Raw genomic sequence first — 15,475 nt, forward strand, 5'->3', positions numbered from 1 at the left:
CGGCCATGCAGCACGAAGCAGCAGTGAACAGAACCATAAGTCAGCAAGGGAAAGCAGGGTCCGTCATGGGGGAACTCGCCATCGATTTTTGTGGTGAATGGTACGAACCCGCACCCGATACGGTTTTCAGCATCGGCCGGGAGGGCGATCTGGAGGTCGACGACAACCCCTATCTGCACCGCAAATTCCTGGAAATCAGCCGCTACGACGGCATCTGGTGGCTGAGCAACGCCGGCACCATGCTTTCAGCCACCGTGGCCGACGCGGCCGGCGGCATGCAGGCCTGGATGGCGCCCGGGGCCCGGATTCCGCTGGTCTTCGCGCACACCAACGTGATCTTCACGGCCGGGCCCACCACCTACGAATTCTCCGTCCACCTGAAGACGCCGTCGTTCACCGCGCACAGCCGCGAAGATGACTCCGCCGGGTCCACCACCATTGGTCCGGTCATCTTCACGGAGTCGCAGAAGGCCCTGATCGTGGCCCTGGCCGAACCCATGCTCCGGCGCGGCGGCACCGGATTCAGCTCCATCCCGTCCTCGGCGCAGGCCGCGGCCCGCCTGGGCTGGGCGCTGACCCGCTTCAACCGCAAACTCGACAATGTATGCGACAAGCTGGACCGGGTGGGCGTCGTCGGGCTGCGCGGCGGCAGCGGCAGGCTAGCCACCAACCGGCGCGCCCGGCTCGTGGAGCACGCCGTCACCTCGCACTTGGTGACCCCCGACGACCTGCCCCTGCTCGACGCGCAGCGCGATGCGGATGACGCATGAGGATCAGGCTGACCCTGCGGCGATCGCCCGCCGAGGACGCGAACCTTGCCGTCACGGTGGACGGCCTCGCCACGGTGGGCGACATCGCCACCGAACTGTACCTGGCCGACCCCGCCCGCAGGGGTGCCGCACCGCCAAAGAACTTGTCCCTGCTGGTGGAGGAATCCATGGTGGGCGCCCTGCGCGGGCGCACCTTGGCCCCAGACGCCAACCTCCAGGAATCCGGACTCCGGCCCGGCGCCACGGTATCCCTGACCCAGGTCAGCGAACAGTTCCACCTGCCCTCCCACGAACGCGGCCCGGCCGCGGCCACCCTGCGCGTGCTGGCCGGCCCGGACACGGGCAAGGAATTCGCCCTGCCGCAGGGCACCAGCTACGTGGGCCGCGACTTTGGTGCCGACGTACGCCTCAGCGACCCCATGACGTCCAAACGGCACGCCCGCATCACGGTGGGCGAGAGCGTGGAAATCGTGGACACCGGCTCCGCCAACGGCATCCTCATGGACGGCGTCGCCATCTCCCGGGCCGTCCTGGGCTCCTCCGACGAGGTGACGCTGGGGGAGAGTCGGATCTCCGTCGTCGGACTGGGCCGGGGCACGCAGTCCGGACCCGCCAGCCCGCTCGTGGAATTCAACCGCTCGCCCCGCGTGGTACCCTCCTTCACGGCGGAGGAACAAACCGTGCCCAGCGGCCCGCAACGGCCCAAAAGGGAACGCTTTCCGCTCGTGATGCTGGTGGCCCCCGTCATCATGGGTGCCATCATGTTCGCCGTGACGAGGAGCCCGTACAGCCTGATCTTCATCGCCATGATGCCGCTCATGCTGATGGGCAGCTACTATGACCAAAAGTTCCAGGTGAAACGGGACACCCGCGAAAACATTGCGCATTTCCGTGGCGCCGCGGCGGAATTCCGCCGCCAAATGACCGAACGCCAGCAGGTGGAACGGGCCGTGCGGCTCGCCGAATGCCCGTCCGCCGCGGAAACCGCCGACGCCATCTACAAGCTGGGCCCGCTGCTGTGGACCCACCGCCCCGAACACGCCGCGTTCCTCTCGCTGCGGCTCGGTGTGGGCCGGCAACCGTCCCGCACCCCCGTCAAGGCGCCCACCGACAGCAACACGCTGCCCGAGTTCATGGCCGAGATCTTGGACCTGACCACCGAGTTTTCCGCCATCGACGCCGTGCCCGTCGTGGCGCAGCTGCGGCACTCCGGAGCAGTGGGGGTGGCCGGTCCCCGCGGCGTGGTCGACGACGTCGCCCGGGCCCTGGTGCTCCAGGCCGTGGGCCTGCACTCGCCGGCCGAACTGGCCGTGGCCGCCATGACGTCCATGGAATCCAAGGACCGCTGGGAATGGCTGCAATGGCTCCCGCACGTCGGCTCGGTACATTCGCCCCTCGCCGCCGACCACCTTGCCGCGGGCACGGGCGCCGCCGGCGTGCTGCTGGCGTCCCTGGAGGAACTCATCCTCACCCGCGGCGCCACGCTGGCCGCGCACTCGGCACCGCACCGCGGCCGGGTGGATCCGGCCAAGCGCGAGATTCCGGCGCCCGTGCTGCCCGCACTGCTCGTGGTCGTCGAGGACGACGTCAAGGTGGACCGTGGCCGGCTGACCCGGCTCAGCGAATCCGGGGCCGACGTCGGCGTCCACGTGGTGTGGGTGGCCGGGGCGGTGGAGTCGCTGCCGGCGTCGTGCCGCGACTTCATCCACGTCGCCGAAACCGCCACCACGGGCCAGGTGCGGCTCGGCGAATTGACCTACCCCGTGAGCTGCGAAAGCGTTGACGCGGGCCTGGCCTCGACGCTGGCACGCATGCTGGCCCCCGTGGTGGATACCGGCAAACCGGTCGACGACGACTCCGACCTGCCGCGCAGCGTCTCCTATGTGGCGCTGGCCGGCCATGACCTGGTCGAGGAAACCGCGGGCGTTGCCGACCGCTGGCTGGAGAACAACTCCGTGGCGTCCCGGGCCGTGAAGAACCGCAAATACCAGGGCTCGCTGCGTGCCCTGGTGGGGTCCAAGGGCGTGGAGCCCATGTACCTGGACCTGAAGACCGAGGGACCGCACGCCCTGGTGGGCGGCACCACGGGAGCCGGAAAGTCCGAGTTCCTGCAGGCCTGGGTGCTGGGCATGGCGGCCGCCTACAGCCCCGACCGGCTATCCTTCCTGTTCGTGGACTACAAGGGCGGGGCGGCCTTTGCCGACGCCGTAAAGCTGCCGCACACCGTGGGGCTTGTCACGGACTTGTCCCCGCACCTGGTGCGCCGGGCCCTGACCAGCCTCCGCGCCGAACTGCACCACCGCGAACACCTGCTCAACCGCAAGAAGGCCAAGGACCTGCTGGCCCTGGAGCGCGAAGCCGACCCGGAGGCGCCGCCGTCGCTGGTCATCGTGGTCGATGAGTTCGCCGCCCTGGCCAAGGAGGTCCCCGAGTTCGTGGACGGCGTGGTCGACATTGCCGCCCGCGGCCGCTCCCTGGGGCTGCACCTGATCCTGGCCACGCAGCGCCCGTCCGGGGTCATCAAGGACAACCTGCGCGCCAACACGAATATGCGCATCGCCCTGCGCATGGCCGACGAGGACGACTCCCGGGACATCCTGGGCGAGCCCACGGCCGCCTACTTCAGTCCCACGATTCCCGGCCGGGGCGCCGCCAAGACCGGCCCCGGCCGCATCCAGGGCTTCCAGACCGGCTACGCCGGGGGCTGGACCACCAGGACCCCGCAACGCCCACGGATCGACATCGTGGAGATGGACTTCGGCGCGGGTGCCGCCTGGGAACGGGAGCTGGAGGAGGCGCCCGTGGAGGAGTCCGCCGGCCCCAACGACATTGCCCGCGTGGTGGCGACCATTTCCCGCACCGCGGCGGAACTGGGCGTGAGGGCGCCCCGCAAACCGTGGCTGGGCGAGCTCGCGGACACCTACGATTTCTCCAAGCTGCCCAATCCGCGCACGGACGAGAAACTGCTGCTCGGCGTCCTGGACGATCCGGAACGCCAGGCCCAGCCCACGGTGTTCTTCGAACCGGACCGGGACGGCAACATGGCCATCCTGGGCGCCGGCGGTTCCGGCAAGTCCGCAGCCCTGCGCACCCTGGCCATCGCCGCGGCCATCACCCCGCGCGGCGGGCCCGTGCAGGTGTACGGGATCGACGCCGCCTCCAACGGCCTGGCCATGCTGGCCGCCCTGCCTCACGTGGGCGCCATCATCAACGCCGAGGACAACGAACGCGTGGGCCGGCTGCTGCGCCACCTGCGCGCCACCATAGACGCACGCGCCGAGGCCTTCGCCGCCGTCAAGGCCGGCACCCTCGCCGAATACCGGCGCCTGGCCAACAAGCCCGACGAGCCGCGCATCCTGCTCATGGTGGACGGGCTGTCCGCCTTCCGGGAGCTGTACGAGTTCCGGGTGGGCGTGACGCAGTTCGAAACGCTGCAGCAAATCGCCACCGACGGCCGTCCCATGGGCGTGCACCTTGTCCTTGCCGGGGACAGCCCCAAGTCGCTGCCGGCGTCGTTGGCCGCCTCCGTGCAGCGGACCCTGGTGCTGCGCATGGCGGTGACGGACGACTACTCCAACCTCGGCCTGCCCCGCGACGTGCTTGACGCCGCGTCCCCGCCCGGCCGCGGCATGATCGACGGCGGCGAGGTCCAGCTGGCCATCTTCGGCGGCAACGCGAACCTGGCCCTGCAGGCGCGCGCCGTGGAAAAACTGGCCGACGCCATGCTCCGCCAGGGCGTGCCCACCGCGCCCGGCATCGACGCACTGCCCGAGTCGCTGGACTTGAACGTGCTGCCCGCCGCAGCCCCCGGCCACGTCATGATCGGCGTGGACGACTTCAACCTCGAACCCGCCGGCCTGGCCGCGCACGGGGCGCTCATGCTCACGGGCCCGCCGGGATCCGGCCGCACCACCGCCCTGGTCACCCTCGCCGAGGCGCTGAAACGGTCGACGCCGGCCACCCGGCGCATCTACCTTGGCTCACGGAAATCCGCCGTGGCCGGCATGCCCGTCTGGGACGAATCGTTCGCCACCAACCAGCAGGTGGAGCCGGAACTGCGCCGGCTCATCGGCGAGGCCGAGGCCGACGGCGGCCAACTCGCGATCTTCATCGAAGGCGTCACCGAATTCTCCGACACCGAGGTGGAAATGGACCTGGTCACGCTGATCAAGTCCGCCGTCAAGGGCGGGCACTTCGTGGTGGGCGAGGCCGAATCCTCCACCTGGGCCGGGGCCTGGAACCTTTCGGGGCTGTTCAAGGCCGGCCGCCGCGGCGTCCTCATGAACCCCGGCGACCTCGAGGGCGACACCCTCATGAACACCCCGCTGGGCCGGATCCACCACAACAAGTTCATCCCCGGGCGCGGCTACGTCGTGGGCCGCGGCAAGGCGTTCAAGCTCCAGGTCGCCACCACGATGGACCACGAACGCTGACCACGCTGGTCGAGCTTGTCGAGACCCGCGGCGCGCCTTCTTTTTGGGAGCGCCGCGGGGACATTTAAGGCAAGATGGAACCGTGACTAGCCAGCAAGATGCCAACGAGCCCGACCCCGACACCATCATTCCGGAGGGCCCCGTCCCGGCGGACGCCGACCGCGAACGGTACGCCGAAGTGGTGGAGCTGGTCCAAAAATACCGGGCCGCCTATTACAACGACGACGCCCCGCTGGCCTCCGACGCCGAATTCGACGCGCTCTACAGCGATCTGGAGAAGCTCGAGGCGCTGCACCCGGAGCTCGTCACGAACGATTCACCCACCCAGGTGGTGGGCGGGGACGTGTCGGTGGCGTTTGCCGCCGTCGACCACTTGAGCCGCATGTACTCGCTGGAGGACGTGTTCTCCCTCGAGGAACTCGAGGCCTGGCTGCGCAAGGCCGAAGGGTCGGTGGAGAAGCAGCACGGCCTGGCCCCGAAGTGGCTCACCGAGCTGAAGATCGACGGCCTGGCCGTGAACCTGCTCTACCGCGACGGCGTGCTGGTGCGGGCGGCCACGCGCGGCGACGGCACCACGGGCGAGGACATCACGCACAACGTGGCCACCATCAAGGACATCCCGCAGCGCCTGCATGGCAGCAACTTCCCGGCCGAGGTGGAGATCCGCGGAGAGGTGTTCATCGCCTCGGCGGACTTCGCGGCCCTGAACGAGAAAATGGTGGCCGCCGGCAAGGCCCCGTTCGCCAACCCCCGCAACTCGGCGGCCGGCTCGCTGCGCCAAAAGGACCCGGCCGAGACCGCCAAGCGCCCCCTGAGTATGTACGTGCACGGCATCGGCGCCCGCGAGGGGCTTGAAACCACCAGCCAGTCCGAGACCTACGCCCTGCTGCACGAATGGGGCATGCCCACCAGCCCGTACTACAAGGTCCTGGACACACTCGAAGAGGTGCTCGACTTCATCGCCCACTACGGCGAGCACCGCCACGACCTCATCCACGAGATCGACGGCATCGTGGTCAAGGTGGACGACTTCGCCACGCAGCGGGCCCTGGGCAACACCTCCCGCGTGCCCCGCTGGGCGGTCGCCTACAAGTACCCGCCCGAGGAAGTCCACACGAAACTGCTGGACATCAAGGTCCAGGTGGGACGCACGGGCCGGGTGACCCCATTCGGCATCATGGAACCGGTCAAGGTGGCCGGCTCCACCGTGGAACGGGCCACCCTCCACAACCAGGACGTCGTCAAGGCCAAGGGCGTGCTGATCGGCGACATCGTGGTGCTGCGCAAGGCCGGCGACGTCATCCCGGAAATCGTGGGCCCCGTCATGGCCCTGCGCGAGGGCCGGGAGGCTGAGCTGCGCGAATTCGTCATGCCCGCCGAATGCCCGTCCTGCGGCACCACACTGGCGCCCGCCAAGGAGGGCGACATTGACATCCGCTGCCCCAACGCCAAGTCCTGCCCCATCCAGCTGACCGAGCGCGTGGCGCACCTGGCCGGCCGCGGCGGCTTCGACATCGAGGCGCTCGGCTACGAGGCCGCGGCGGCCCTGACCTCCGGTCCTGGACCCGACCCTACCGAGAACGGCGGCGTCATCGCCCCGGCCGGACCCGGACCGCTCACCAGCGAGGCTGACGTCTTCACCATCGCCGAACTGGACCTGTCCGAGGTGGTGGTCTGGCGCGAGATCCGCAGCAAGGGTGAAGGCACTGGCCGCTTCCAACAGGTGCCGTACTTTTACACGAAGGCCACGGCCAAGAAACCCTCGGTGCCCACCAAGACCACCGAAAAGCTTTACGAGGAGCTCGAAAAAGCCAAGGCGCAGCCGCTCTGGCGCGTCCTCGTCGCACTGAGTATCCGGCACGTGGGCCCCACGGCGTCGCGGGCCCTGGCCACGGCGTTCGGGTCCATGGACGGTATCCGGGCCGCCTCGGAAGAAGCGCTGGCCGGCGTGGACGGCGTCGGCCCCATCATCGCCGAGGCCCTGATTGAATGGTTCGGCGTCGACTGGCACCGGGACATCGTGGACGCCTGGGCGGCCGCCGGCGTGCGCATGGCCGACGAGGTGGACGAATCCACCCCGCGCACCCTGGAGGGCCTGACGATCGTGGTGACCGGCACGCTGCCGAACTTCAGCCGCGACGAGGCCAAGGAGGCCATCATCACCCGCGGCGGCAAGGCCTCGGGCTCGGTCTCCAAGAACACCTCCTACGTGGTGGCGGGGGAGAACGCCGGCACCAAGCTGGACAAGGCCGAATCGCTGGGCTTGAAGGTCCTGGACGAGGAAGGGTTCGTGCGCCTGCTGGCGGACGGCCCGGCCGCGGAAACGGATATTGAAACGATCGACGAAGGGGAGCCCGCATGAGCCAGAACGTGACCGTGGACGAATTGTTGGAGGTGGCGCTGCGCGCGGCCGCTGCCGGGGCCTCCGTGCTGGCAGCCCGCGACGCATCAGCCTTTGGTGCCACGGAGAAGTCCTCCGACGCCGACTGGGTCACCGCGTTCGACGTGGCCGCCGAGCGCGCCGTCCGGGCCGTGATCGAGGACGCCCGCCCGCACGACGTCATCACGGGCGAGGAACTGGCGCCGGCGCTCCCGGCCGAACCCTCCGGGTACCGGTGGAGCCTTGACCCGCTGGACGGCACCATGAACTTCATCCGCAACATCGCCTACTACGGCACCTCCGTGGCCGTGATGGGGCCCGACGGCGACTGGCTGGCCGGCGTCGTCGACGCACCGGCCCTGCGGCGCACCTATTTTGCCTCCCGCGGCGGCGGCGCCTGGCTGGACGAGACCCGCGCCGACGGCGTGCAGTCCGTGCGGCAGCTCACCGGCCCCAGGGACGCCCGCGGCGGCACCCTGCTGTCGACGGCATTGACGTACGAGCCTGCCGTGCGGCGCCGGCTGGTGTCGGAGCTGGATGCCCGCATGGACCACTTTGGCGACTTCCGCCGGCTCGGTTCGGCAGCCCTTGAACTGTGCGCCGTGGCCGAGGGCGGCGTGGACGCGTACCTGGAGTACGGGCTCTTTGAACATGACTTTGCCGCCGGCGGGCTCATCGCCGAGGAGGCCGGAGCCTGGGTCCACCGGCCCGTTTTGAGCTCGGCCATGAACGGCCTGCCCACCCGTGAGGAGGTCCTCTCCGTCTGGACCGGCGCCTGCGTGCCCGGCCTGGAAGGCGGCTTCGCCCCGGCCGAGTGACCGGTGCGATGGAGACCGTTTGATTTCGGCCGGCTCGATCACCGCGGCACCTTCGACCTCACGTTTTGGCCGGTTCTTTCGTCTATAAGATTGGCCCCTGCGGAACACCGCAACGGGATTTGACCGACGGAAACGGACTTTGCGCATGCCCACCCCCAAAATGGCCGGCAACTGGCCGTTGCTGCAGTTCGTGATCCTGGCCTTCGTCTGGGGTGCCAGCTTCCTGTTCATCGCGATCGGGCTGGAGGGAATGTCGCCGGCACAGGTGGTGCTGGGCCGGCTGTGTGCCGGCGCCGCGGCCCTCGCCGTCGTCTGCCTCGTGACCCGCAGGAAGCTGCCCTCCGAACCGGTTGTCTGGGCGCATTTGGCAGTCGTCTCCGTGCTACTGTGCGTGGCCCCGTTCCTGCTGTTTTCCTGGGCGGAGCAAAGCATCGCCTCGGGACTGGCCAGCATCTACAACGCCACGACGCCGCTCATGACGACGCTCGTGGCCCTTGTGGCCTTGCCCCAGGAAAGGCCCACCAGGGCCCGCCTGCTGGGTCTGATCGCCGGTTTCGCGGGCGTGCTGCTGGTCCTGGGCCCGTGGCGCCTGGTGGGCGGGGGATCCGTTGCCGGCCAGCTTGCCTGCCTGCTCGCCACGGCCTGCTACGGCATGGGATTCGTGTACCTTCGCCGCTTCGTTTCCCCGCGGGGCTTGTCCTCGCTCGCCGTCGCCACGGTGCAGGTGGGGTTGGGCGCGGTGATCATGCTTGCCATGGCGCCATGGATCGCCACCACCCCCGTCCACCTCACGCCGCGGATCGTCGCCGCAATCCTGGTCCTGGGCGTGGCCGGCACGGGCCTGGCCTACGTGTGGAACACCAACCTGGTGGCCGCCTGGGGCGCCGCCAACGCGTCGACCGTGACCTACCTGACGCCCGTGGTCGGGGTCAGCCTCGGCGTACTGGTCCTGTCCGAGCCGGTGACCTGGAATCAGCCCCTCGGGGCACTCGTCGTGGTGGCCGGCATCGCCATCAGCCAGGGCAGGCTGGCCGGCCTCACGCAGGGCCTGCGCGGCCGGCGGTCCCGGCGCGGCAGCGCCGCCGCGGGCCCCGGCACGGCAGACGCCGAGTAACCCCGGCCCCTGGCCCGAACTCCCGCGCAGGTTCCGGAGTACCGTATTGGCATGGAGCTACGAGACGGAATCTTCCTTCCCCCGCGCAACCTGCAACTCACGGGCACCGGCACCCTGGACTCGGCCTTCGATGTGTCCGGCCTCGCCGTGGCATCCATCGCGGAGGCCGGCACCGCCATGGCCCGGCTGGCCCGCCGACTGGGGGCCGCGGACCCGCAGCTGCACCTCGACCGGGACCTGGCGGCGCTGTGGTTCGGCATGTCCTTCAAGCCCTCCGGCTGGGAGCTGCCCTCACCCTGGGATCCGATCGCCGGCGACTACGCCTGTGCGGACGGCTGGATCCGCCTCCACACCAACGCCCCGCACCACCGGGCCGCCGCCCTCGCGGTGCTCGGCCTGCCCGCGGATGCGGACCGGGCGCGGGTTGCCGCCGTCGTCCCCGCCTGGGCCGGGCAGGAACTCGAGGACGCCGTGGTGGCCGCGAACGGCTGTGCGGCCCTCATGCGCTCGCCTGCCCAGTGGACGGCTCATCCGCAGGGTGCCGCGGTGGCCGCCGAACCCTTGACCGCCTGGGGTAGGGCCCGCGCGGTGGGGACGCCCGACGCCGGTGCCCACGGCCGCGGTCGGCCCGCCACCGGGCGCCGACCGCTGGACGGGGTGCGCGTGCTGGATTTGACCCGGGTCATCGCCGGGCCGGTGGCCACCCGCTTCCTGGCACACTACGGGGCACAAGTGCTGCGCATCGATCCGCCCGACTGGCAGGAACCCGCGCTGGAACCCGAGATGACGAGCGGCAAGCACTGCGCCCGGCTGGACGCGAAAACGCCCGGCGGCCTGGCGGCGCTGCATGAGCTGCTGGCCGGCGCCGACATCTTCATCCACGGCTACCGCCCCGACGCCCTGGCCCGGCTGGGCCTCTCCGACGATGCCCTGGCCGAGCGCCACCCCGGCCTGGTCAACATCGCCCTCGACGCATATGGCTGGAGCGGGCCCTGGGCCAACCGGCGCGGCTTTGACTCACTCGTGCAGATGAGCTGCGGCATCGCGCAGGCGGGCATGGCCCACTTTGCCGCCGACAAACCCGTCCCGCTGCCCGTCCAGGCGCTCGACCATGCCACCGGCTACCTGGTTGCGGCCGCCGCCGTCGATGCCTGGCGCGAACGCCTCGACGGCACGGCCCGGAACGCGAGGCTGTCGCTGGCGCGCACGGCCGTGGAGCTGATGCGCACCTCCCCGACGTCGGGCACCCTGCCCCACGTGGCCGATTCGGCCATGCTCCCCGAACACACCGCCTGGGGCCAGGGGCTCCGGCTGCCCCCGGCCATCCAGATCGACGGCGTGCCGGCACACACCGGCGTCGAGGCGCGGGGCTATGGTTCGGCCCCTGCAGCCTGGCCGGCCGGCAGCTAGGACCGGCAGCAGGAACGGAACCGGCCGCCGCATAGAATTGTTGAGCCCCGCCACCCACGCCGCAAGGAATGCCCCCACCCATGAGCTTGACCGTCCGCCCCATCACCCCCGCCGACTACGACGCCGTCGCCCGCATCACCGCCGACGCCTACCTGGGCGCGGGGTACTTTGACAGCGCCGAATACCCGTACATGCAAAAGATCATGCGCGTGGGGGAGCGGGCCGCGGTGGCGCCCATCATCGTCGTCGAACGCAACGGCGTGGTGATCGGCTCGGCCACCTTGGCGGTGAACGGTGACGAATGGGCCGACATCGCCCTGCCGGACGAGCTGGAATTCCGGCTCCTGGTGGTGGACCCGGCCGTGCAGCGCAGCGGCGCCGGCAGGGCCATGGTCAACGCCATCCTGGCCCAGGCCCGGGAAACCCCCGGGATCCGCGCCGTCAGCCTCACCACGGGCGACGACTGGCACGGTGCGCACGCCCTGTACCGCAAGCTTGGCTTCACCAGGGTCCCGGAACGCGACTGGCCCATCCCCGAAAACGGCAAGATGCTCCGCGTCTACCGCATGGAGTTGTAGGGCCGGGCTTACGTCGCGGGCCTAAATTGCAAGGAGCGGGCGGGTCGAGGCGTAGCCGTCCCGGATGGTCGAGGACGGTACGTCGTAGACCATGGTCACTTCGCTGCCCGGCTCGCAGGCCGGCCAGCCCGGTTCGCCACGGACCGCGAACCCCACCGCGGAGGCATGGACCGCGTTGGCGAGGCCCTGGGGCGGGTTTGGGCCGGCCAGGGCGTCGACCTTGACGGAGTCCAGGCAATCAAAGATGAACGGCACATCCAGGCAGTGCACGGCCCGGCCAAACACGCCGCTGGGCCAGGAGAACCTGTACAGCCAGGTCTGGGTGGGCCGCGCCACGGCCGTGCCTCCCGCCAGGCGCGCGGCACAAACCTCCAACACGGTCTTTCGGAACGCCACATCCGTGATGTAACGGCCCAGCACGGCCACCGATCCCTTCCCGGCCACCTCCTTGTTCGCCGCCAGGTAGGCCGATCTCGGGGCCCCCTTCAGCCCAGCCGCGCCCAGCAGGAACCGCGCCGGGACAAGCCGCATGGCCTTGGGGGCGGTGTCGAGCGCCATGGAGAATTCGTCGTCGGCCGTGCCCATCACCAGGCCCTTGTCCGCGCCCACACCCGCACGCAGCGAATCAAGGGTGGGCCGCGCAATCAGCTCGCCGTCCACCAGGGGGCCGTACGACAGCCCGCCCGCCAACAGCGCCTTGAGCATGGCGGCGGACTTGCGCGGCCCGCCCTCCGGGTGTTGGGCCTTTATCTGCAGTTCCAGGATGGTCAGTTCGTCGATGCCGGCAAAACCGTCCCAGGTGCTTGCGACGCCGGCCAGTGCGGCCAGCCGGCCGGCGATGGTTTTTGCCCGTTCCGGGGCAATGTCGGCCAAGGCACCGGAAACGCAGTGGACCCGGTTGAAGAGGTGCTGCGCCCTCGGCATGCCCAATAGTGTCAGCACGGCGCCGCCGCCGGCCGACTGCCCCATAATGGTGACCTGCCGGGGATCGCCGCCGAACGCCGCAATGTTCTCCTGCACCCACTCAAGCGCGGCCAGCCAGTCCAGCACGCCGCGGTTGTGCGGCGCCCCGTCGATCCAGCCAAATCCGTCAAAACCAAGCCGGTACGACACCGAGACCGTCACGACGCCGTCGCGGTTGAACGCGGTGCCGTCGAACCAGGGGCTGGCGGGGGAGCCCGCCGTGAACCCGCCGCCGTGGATGTACACCAGGACGGGCAGGGCGGCGGCGCCGGACGGATCCGGGGTGAAAACGTTAACATTCAAGGTGGAATCGCCCGGGATGGACGGCGCGGGGATCAGCGTGACTTCACTCAACGTTTCGCGTTGCGGGGTGGGGGCGTCGGCCACGGCGTCCAGCACGTCCTCCCACGGCCCGGGCGGAACGGGCGCAGCGAAACGGAGCGCTCCCACGGGCGCCTGGGCGAAGGGGATCCCCTTGAACGCAGCGGAACGCCGATACTGCCCGGTGCCGCTGCACTCGCGCCAGACACCGCGGACGGGACCCGAGGCCGTCCTGACCACCGGGCCGGTCAGGGTGGCGAACTCGGATTGCTGTTCCATGGACTGTCCTCACTCGGGGCTGGCTTGACTGCGACGCGGGCCGGGGACGGATCCATCTCCCCCTTATTACCCAACGGGGGAATTCACGGAAATGCAAGAGCGCGGGGCCACGGACCTGGACGGGCGTCGTAGAAAAACGCAATGAAGTCCGCCCGCCGGAGGGTCCGCCCTTAGAGTGGTGGCTCCACTGACGGGGCGCGAAGCCCCACGACGCAAAGGACATCCGCGTGCGCAAAATCTTCGGTTCCGGCTCCAGCTGGGAAAAGACCCTCGGTTATTCCCGGGCCGTACAGGTCAACGACACCCTGTACATTTCCGCGACCTCGGCAGCGGGTCCGGACGGCACGGTTGTCGGCGACGGCTTCTACGAGCAGAGCGCCTACATCCTGACGAAGCTCGACGCCGTGCTGGCCGAAGCCGGCTTCTCCTTTGCCGACGTCGTACAGTCCAAGATCTACCTGACCGACATTGCCGCTTGGGAAGAGGCCGGCCGGGCCCACGGTGAGGTCTTTGGCGAGATCCGCCCCACCCTGGCCCTCGTCCATGTGCTGCCGTTCCTCGACCCCGCCATGAAGGTCGAGATCGAACTCGTCGCCCAGCGCTGACGGACACGCCCCGGGCGCAGGGGATTGCGGGGACCCGGGCCAAAAACCGGGGCGCAAGGTTAGGATGAGGCCATGTGTCCAAGCCCAGCGTCCGGGCCGAAGCCAATGAGCAAGCTCCCGGGCTCGCCGCGGAGCCTGCGCCGCGGCACCCGGCGGCGTTCCGTCAACGCGCTCCTGGACAACGTGGTCTTTGTCTTCAGCGGGGTCGCGGCGCTGTGGCTGGCGTGGCTGGTGCTCTCGGACAGCCAGTCCTGGGGCTGGTACCTGGTGCCGTACTTCGTGTTGTTCTGGCTGGTGTTGGCCTACCTTGTGCTGCCGCGCCTGCACCGGATCCTGACCAGCATCTATGTCCCCGACTACTTCATCGGCCGGGCCCGCACCAGCGACGGGCTGCTCGGGGACCCGATCAACGTCGCCGTGGTGGGCGCCGAGGACCAGCTGAACGAGGCCATGACCCGGGCCGGCTGGATCCGCGCCGACGACGTCACCCTCGCCTCCAGCCGCCGGATCGTCACCTCCACGATCTTCCGGCGCAGCTACGACGAGGCGCCCGTGAGCCCGCTGATGCTGTTCGGCCGGCAACAGGACCTCGCCTACCAGCAGGAGGTGGCGGGCAACCCCGCCAAGCGCCACCACGTGCGGTTTTGGCGCTGCCCGGAGGACTGGCTGCTCCCGGGCGGGCACAAGACGGACTGGCTGGCCGCCGGCACCTTCGACCGCGCCGTCGGGTTTTCGCTGTTCACCCTGCAGATCACGCACAAGATCGACGCCGATACCGACATTGAGCGGGACCACATCGTGGCAACGCTCACGGAGGACAACACCGACGTCGAGGTGCGGGTCCTGGCCGACTTCTCCACCGGCTACCACTCCCGCAACGGCGGCGGCGACACGATCGAAACGGACGGGAACCTGCCGGTCGTCGACGTCAGCAAGGTGCCCGTGCCGCCCGACGGCATACCTCTCGGCGCAGACCTGGCCGCCCGACGGGCCGCCCGGGCACGGCGCCGGCCCGTCTCCACCCTGCTCGGCGTCCTCCTGATGGCCATCCGCGTCGTGGTCGGCGCCGTGACCGTGGCCCGGATCGTGGGGGAGCGGCGCACCATCATCGCCGATGCCGCCTCCACCCTCACCACGGCACAGGCCGCGGACCTGGACCTCTCGGTCAACGTCATCATCGTGCTGGCCGCCGTGGGCATCCTGGCATACCTGCTCCTGGCCGTCCTCGTCTTCCGGGGCAGCAACTGGGCCAGGATTGCCGCCATGACCTTCAGCGGCCTGCTGATAGTGCTCGCGGCCATCGACTTCGTCAACGGCGAACGGTTCACCCTGCACAACGACGTCTTCGGCCTGCCCCTGGACATCCTGGTCCTGCTGGCCCTGTCCGCGCGGCACTCCCGGCTCTGGGCGCGGAAACGGGAAACTCACAGCATTTCGTGATTTCACGCCTGCCATGGCGGATAAGCTAGTGGGGACAACTTCTATTCTTTTTGCAGGGGAGATCCATGGCTGCGATCAACCGTGAGGACGTGGCGCACCTGGCGCAACTCGCTCACATCGAGATGAGCGACGACGAACTGGACCGCATGGCCAATGAACTGGCAGTGATTGTGGATTCGGTCAAGAGCGTCAGCGAGGCTGCGGGAGCCGACGTTCCCGCCACCTCGCACCCGATTCCGCTGACCAACGTCATGCGCGAGGACGTGGTGGGCCACGTACTGTCCGCCGAGGAGGCGCTCTCCGGCGCCCCGGATTCCGCCGACGGCCGCTTCAAGGTCCCCGCAATTTTGGAAGAGAGCTAAGC

The 15,475-nt window shown here is 69.5% G+C and carries 11 protein-coding genes; 10 read left to right on the top strand and 1 reads right to left on the bottom strand.

Translation table 11 applies throughout. The annotated features are described in order from the left end of the window. The first annotated feature begins 65 nt into the window (after positions 1-65). From AL755_RS06575 to AL755_RS06605, 7 genes are all read left to right on the top strand, one after another. Positions 66-770, top strand: coding sequence for a hypothetical protein (locus AL755_RS06575; protein WP_054010323.1), 705 nt, complete (start codon positions 66-68; stop codon positions 768-770). After that, complete coding sequence (locus AL755_RS06580; RefSeq protein ID WP_054010324.1) at positions 767-5,203, top strand: FtsK/SpoIIIE domain-containing protein; 4,437 nt, start codon at positions 767-769, stop codon at positions 5,201-5,203. The genes AL755_RS06575 and AL755_RS06580 overlap by 4 nt, the downstream gene beginning before the upstream one ends. Positions 5,204-5,285: 82 nt before the next feature. Next, positions 5,286-7,565: an NAD-dependent DNA ligase LigA gene (gene ligA / locus AL755_RS06585; RefSeq protein WP_054010325.1), complete on the top strand. Its 2,280-nt coding sequence runs from the start codon at positions 5,286-5,288 to the stop codon at positions 7,563-7,565. Further along, positions 7,562-8,401, top strand: a complete 840-nt coding sequence (locus AL755_RS06590) for an inositol monophosphatase family protein (protein ID WP_054010326.1) — start codon at positions 7,562-7,564, stop codon at positions 8,399-8,401. Before ligA ends, AL755_RS06590 begins: the two co-directional genes overlap by 4 nt. Positions 8,402-8,546: 145 nt before the next feature. Beyond that, positions 8,547-9,515, top strand: coding sequence for a DMT family transporter (locus AL755_RS06595; RefSeq protein ID WP_082368974.1), 969 nt, complete (start codon positions 8,547-8,549; stop codon positions 9,513-9,515). A 51-nt stretch (positions 9,516-9,566) separates the two neighbouring features. Next, entirely contained in the window at positions 9,567-10,925 is a 1,359-nt protein-coding gene (locus AL755_RS06600) for a CoA transferase (RefSeq protein WP_082368975.1), read from the top strand. Between the two features lie 80 nt (positions 10,926-11,005). Beyond that, entirely contained in the window at positions 11,006-11,503 is a 498-nt protein-coding gene (locus AL755_RS06605; RefSeq protein ID WP_445290494.1) for a GNAT family N-acetyltransferase, read from the top strand. 21 nt (positions 11,504-11,524) lie between these two features. On the opposite strand, the gene AL755_RS06610 is transcribed toward AL755_RS06605, so the two are convergent. Beyond that, positions 11,525-13,066, bottom strand: a complete 1,542-nt coding sequence (locus tag AL755_RS06610; protein WP_054010328.1) for a carboxylesterase/lipase family protein — start codon at positions 13,064-13,066, stop codon at positions 11,525-11,527. Positions 13,067-13,293: 227 nt separating this feature from the next. On the opposite strand from AL755_RS06610, the gene AL755_RS06615 reads away from it, so the two are divergent. The 3 genes from AL755_RS06615 (at position 13,294) to gatC (ending at position 15,473) form a co-directional block, all read left to right on the top strand. Continuing rightward, entirely contained in the window at positions 13,294-13,671 is a 378-nt protein-coding gene (locus tag AL755_RS06615) for a RidA family protein (protein ID WP_054010329.1), read from the top strand. 105 nt (positions 13,672-13,776) lie between these two features. Next, a complete protein-coding gene (locus AL755_RS06620) occupies positions 13,777-15,111 on the top strand; it encodes an LssY C-terminal domain-containing protein (protein ID WP_054010330.1) in 1,335 nt (444 codons plus the stop codon). A 65-nt stretch (positions 15,112-15,176) separates the two neighbouring features. After that, on the top strand, positions 15,177-15,473 hold the full coding sequence (gatC, locus tag AL755_RS06625) for an Asp-tRNA(Asn)/Glu-tRNA(Gln) amidotransferase subunit GatC (RefSeq protein WP_054010331.1): 297 nt from the start codon (positions 15,177-15,179) through the stop codon (positions 15,471-15,473). Positions 15,474-15,475 lie beyond the last annotated feature (2 nt).

Source organism: Arthrobacter sp. ERGS1:01 (assembly GCF_001281315.1).
Lineage (GTDB): Bacteria > Actinomycetota > Actinomycetes > Actinomycetales > Micrococcaceae > Specibacter.